This window comes from Flavobacterium pygoscelis (genome assembly GCF_023162025.1).
GTDB classification, from domain to species: domain Bacteria; phylum Bacteroidota; class Bacteroidia; order Flavobacteriales; family Flavobacteriaceae; genus Flavobacterium; species Flavobacterium pygoscelis.
This window is the reverse complement of record NZ_JALNUB010000031.1, coordinates 1-3,716: the sequence shown is the minus strand read 5'-3', so window position 1 is coordinate 3,716 and position 3,716 is coordinate 1. Positions and strand designations below refer to the sequence as shown.

At 31.4% G+C, this 3,716-nt stretch carries 3 protein-coding genes; all 3 read right to left on the bottom strand.

Annotation, left to right across the window (positions count from 1 at the left end; translation table 11 throughout):
• Nucleotides 1–1,405: 1,405 nt before the first annotated feature.
• The 3 genes from MW871_RS16155 to MW871_RS16145 all read right to left on the bottom strand — a co-directional run bounded on the left by MW871_RS16155 (nucleotide 1,406) and on the right by MW871_RS16145 (nucleotide 3,297).
• A complete protein-coding gene (locus MW871_RS16155; protein ID WP_248429375.1) occupies nucleotides 1,406–1,927 on the bottom strand; it encodes a hypothetical protein in 522 nt (173 codons plus the stop codon).
• Nucleotides 1,928–2,246: 319 nt separating this feature from the next.
• Nucleotides 2,247–2,591, bottom strand: coding sequence for a hypothetical protein (locus MW871_RS16150; protein ID WP_188051746.1), 345 nt, complete (start codon nucleotides 2,589–2,591; stop codon nucleotides 2,247–2,249).
• Between the two features lie 178 nt (nucleotides 2,592–2,769).
• Nucleotides 2,770–3,297, bottom strand: coding sequence for a hypothetical protein (locus MW871_RS16145; protein WP_248429374.1), 528 nt, complete (start codon nucleotides 3,295–3,297; stop codon nucleotides 2,770–2,772).
• Nucleotides 3,298–3,716: the final 419 nt, after the last annotated feature.

The following is a 3,716-nucleotide window of genomic DNA, read 5'->3' as shown; positions in this document are numbered from 1 at the left end:
GTTTATAAAACATAAAGAATATAAATAAAGCAACAATAAAATACCAATATTTATTTATCCGTTCCATTTCAATTTTTCAGTTAAACTTCAATTTTTTCCCATTCTGCGCCACAATTACTGCCAACGTCTTGGCGCTTGGCGAGGTTGGGGACTTTATAGCAGAGTATTTTCTGCCGAAACGAAGATATGAATAAAAAACGCTAATTCCACTAAAACCCCAATCTCGCCAAACGGCTGTTAGTGGCTGGCTCTTTTAAAGTACTGAATTTCACGTTTCTATTGTTAAACATTTATTTTTCAGATTCCAATTTTTCAGAATTCACATTTCAGATTCCACTTTTCAAGTTTCTTTTGGCAGATTCCAATTTTCAAGTTTTCAATTTTCAGATTCCACTTTTTAACTTTCTGTTGGCGCATTCCAAATTTCAAGTTTCGGCTTTTCAAGTTTCTTTTGGCACATTCCAACTTTCAAATTTCCACTCTTCACATTCCACTTTTCAATTTTCTGTTGGCGCATTCCAAATTGGCGCATTCTAAATTTAAAGTTTCCGTTTTTCAAGTTTCTTTTGGCACATTCCAACTTTCAAGTTTCTACTTTTCAGATTCCCCTTTTCAAGTTTTTTTAGTTAAACATCAATTTTTTAATTCTTTTTAATTCCAAAGCTTTGCAACTCAAACTCACATTTTATAAGTTTTAAATATTTTAACTTTTTGTAATTCAGTTTATTACGTCTTATTTTCTTTGAGCTTGCCACTAACGTCTTGGCGCTTGACGTGGTTGCGGATTTTCTAGCAGAGTATATTCTACCGAAACGAAGATATGAATAAAAATGTTAATTCCACTAAACCCGCAATCACGGCAAACGGCTGTTAGCGGTTCGGCAGTATATTTATTGTAAATGTCTATTCCAAATTATAATTATTGCCTTTATAATTTCTGCCAAATATTTTATTAAGCATCTTCTATCACTTTAAAATTCAAAAAAAAATCGAGAAAATTTCGCTTTTTAAGCTTCTATTTATCATTTCAATATTCAGCTAATATCTTCATTTTTCTCTTTTGTTATCTCGATAAATTCTAACATTCCAGTTTCCACATACTACAAACTTAATCAGATTCCAACTTTCAAGTTTCTGCTTTCTACAAACATAATCAACTTCAATTTTTAATCTTAAAAACTCAAAAAAATCGATGAAATTTATATTTTAAAATTCTAAATATTTTCTATTTCACTCCAGTTTTATTTGCTCCAACGCTGCTGACCGCTAACGTCCCGCCGCTTCACGCAGTTGCGGATTTTAGCGAACTGAGGATTTTCCACCAAGATAATCTTTCTTCGTGAAAATCAAATATCCGGCTAGGAAAATCTCCGCAATTGCTTGAAACGGCTGTTGTGCGCTGGACTTATATCACGTTGTTTTTTTTCTTAATTCTCTCGATTCTTCCCTCATAGTCCGATTTGGTTCCATCGCTAAGTTCATAAGAAATTGCCATTTCACATACAGAAATTGCTTTTTCAAATTCTCCCAACTCTGTTAGTAATGTCGCATAATTTTGAAATGTTGATACTCTCGGTAAAACTCCATCCATATCTTTTTTTAAAGCAAGTGCAATTTCCGGGAATTCCAATAAATGAATTTCGGAATATTTAAGACAGAGATTTTTGAAATTTTCTTGATCTCTTAACTTATAAGTTTCGCCAACTATCGTTTGAAGTAGGAAATGTCTATTTACCAAATCAGTTTTTACATTAACCACTTCCAGCATTTTATTCAAATCATTCGTCGCCCGAGCATAAAAAACATCATCCCATTCAGGATGATTTTGGTCGTCATTTTCTTCGATAATTTCGTTTTTTTTAGTGAAAGACTGAGTATCAGTTTTCTCAATTTTGTCTTTTTTGAAAAATAATTTGAATAGATTCATAGAGTTAATTTTCGTGATTTATTCCGTCCGGTTTTTTAGTCTTGCGCACAACGTCTTGGCGCTTGGCGTGGTTGGGGACTTTTGAAACCGAGTATTTTCGGCTTAACGTAAATGTAATAAAAAAAACGCTAATTCCACTAAATCCCCAATCACGCCAAACGGCTGTTACCTGATGGTTATTTTTTTTTCAAAAGTATCATTTTAATAGTGAAATTTTCAAGTTTCTGTTGGCCAATTCCAACTTTCACATTCCAACTTTCAAGTTTCTGCTTTGAATTTTCTGCGCAAACTAATTCTATATTTGAATATTACTGTTGTTTTAATTATGCCAATCAAAACCGCAAAATCTGCATTGTTTAGCTTTTGGCGTTCTTGCTAATTTTTTACATTTTGGACATTCATTTAAAAAAACTTTTTCAGGATAATTTTTAATGATTTTTTCAGCCGTATTAAGTTCAAAATTATCATATCCAACTTTCAATAAATCTAAAACTTCTTTGTCATCAGTAATCCAACCTTTTCGTTTATAAATTTCCCAAGCTTTAGGGTTATCATTATCTTCAAGTTTTAAAATTGAAGAGTGATGTCTCCACGCAAGCTTTTCTTTTTCGGGTAAAAGACTAAAAAAATATGTGACAATATATTCTGCAGTTTCTTTATCCATTTATTTGATTTTAAGTAGGTTGGCTTTCGCTTTTCGGTAACTATCAGGTAACGTCTTGGCGCTTGGCGAGGTTGGGGACTTTAAAGCAGAGTATTTTCTGCCGAAACGAAGATATGATAAAAAACGTTAAGTCCACTAAAACCCCAATCTCGCCAAACGGCTGTTAGCAGTAGCCTTTTTATCCATTTAGTATTGACAAAGTTAAATCTACATCATTAAAATTTTTAACTAATTTAAAGCTTTTAAAATTTTCTTTTTTTGCCTCACTTGTTTTTTTTATATAATTATCAAAAGCTATTTCCCAATGTTTTGAAGTTGCTATACCAAAAACATGTCCTAATAATTCAAATTCAAAAAAGCAAGGTTCATTTATTAAGTATTTAAACTTTAAGTCGTCACTTAAAAATAATTCAGGAGTTCTTGCCCAATCTTTAGTCATCATTATTATCCCGTGTTTTCTTTGAAAATAAAATACGGGATAATCACCTAAATCATAGCGACTAAATTCCCTAATAAAGTTATATTTTTCATTATGTCCATCTTTATTTTGTCTTTCAATTTCTTCCAAAAACACTTTGTATAATCCTTTTTTAAATTGTCTTGATATTTTCTCTTGAAAAAAAGAATTGTATTTATAACTTGCTTTTAATTTAAATTTATTGTTCAAAAAATCAACATTAAAATAAATTGAAGAAAACTTTGGCATTGCTTTATTTTTACCAATTTGATTATCCACTGACAAGAACCTTGCACGAGAAATATTAAACGTTTCTTTAATTACAGTTTCAATCGGAGGCAATTTATTATTGTAACTTCCAAAATACAGATTACAATTATCGCAAACATTTTCACAAATATTTTTTCCGCCAAGTGTTTGAGGAATTGTATGAGCTAACTTTTTAAAATTTACGTTTATTTCTGTTTTTTAACACCAAATACATTTTTTCATTTGTTGTTTTAGTTTATTGATTTCTGTGTTTTTTTTTAAGGTTACTGCTAACGTCTTGGCGCTTGGCGAGGTTGGGGACTTTAAAGCAGAGTATTTTCTGCCGAAACGAAGATATGATAAAAAACGCTAATTCCACTAAAACCCCAATCTCGCCAAACGGCTGTTGGCAGTAGTTG

What these genes read in the sequence shown, in the direction of transcription:
- MW871_RS16155 (WP_248429375.1), bottom strand. Translation starts at nt 1,927, where the DNA reads ATGAATCTATTCAAATTATTTTTCAAAAAAGACAAAATTGAGAAAACT.
- MW871_RS16150 (WP_188051746.1), bottom strand. Translation starts at nt 2,591, where the DNA reads ATGGATAAAGAAACTGCAGAATATATTGTCACATATTTTTTTAGTCTT.
- MW871_RS16145 (WP_248429374.1), bottom strand. Translation starts at nt 3,297, where the DNA reads ATGCCAAAGTTTTCTTCAATTTATTTTAATGTTGATTTTTTGAACAAT.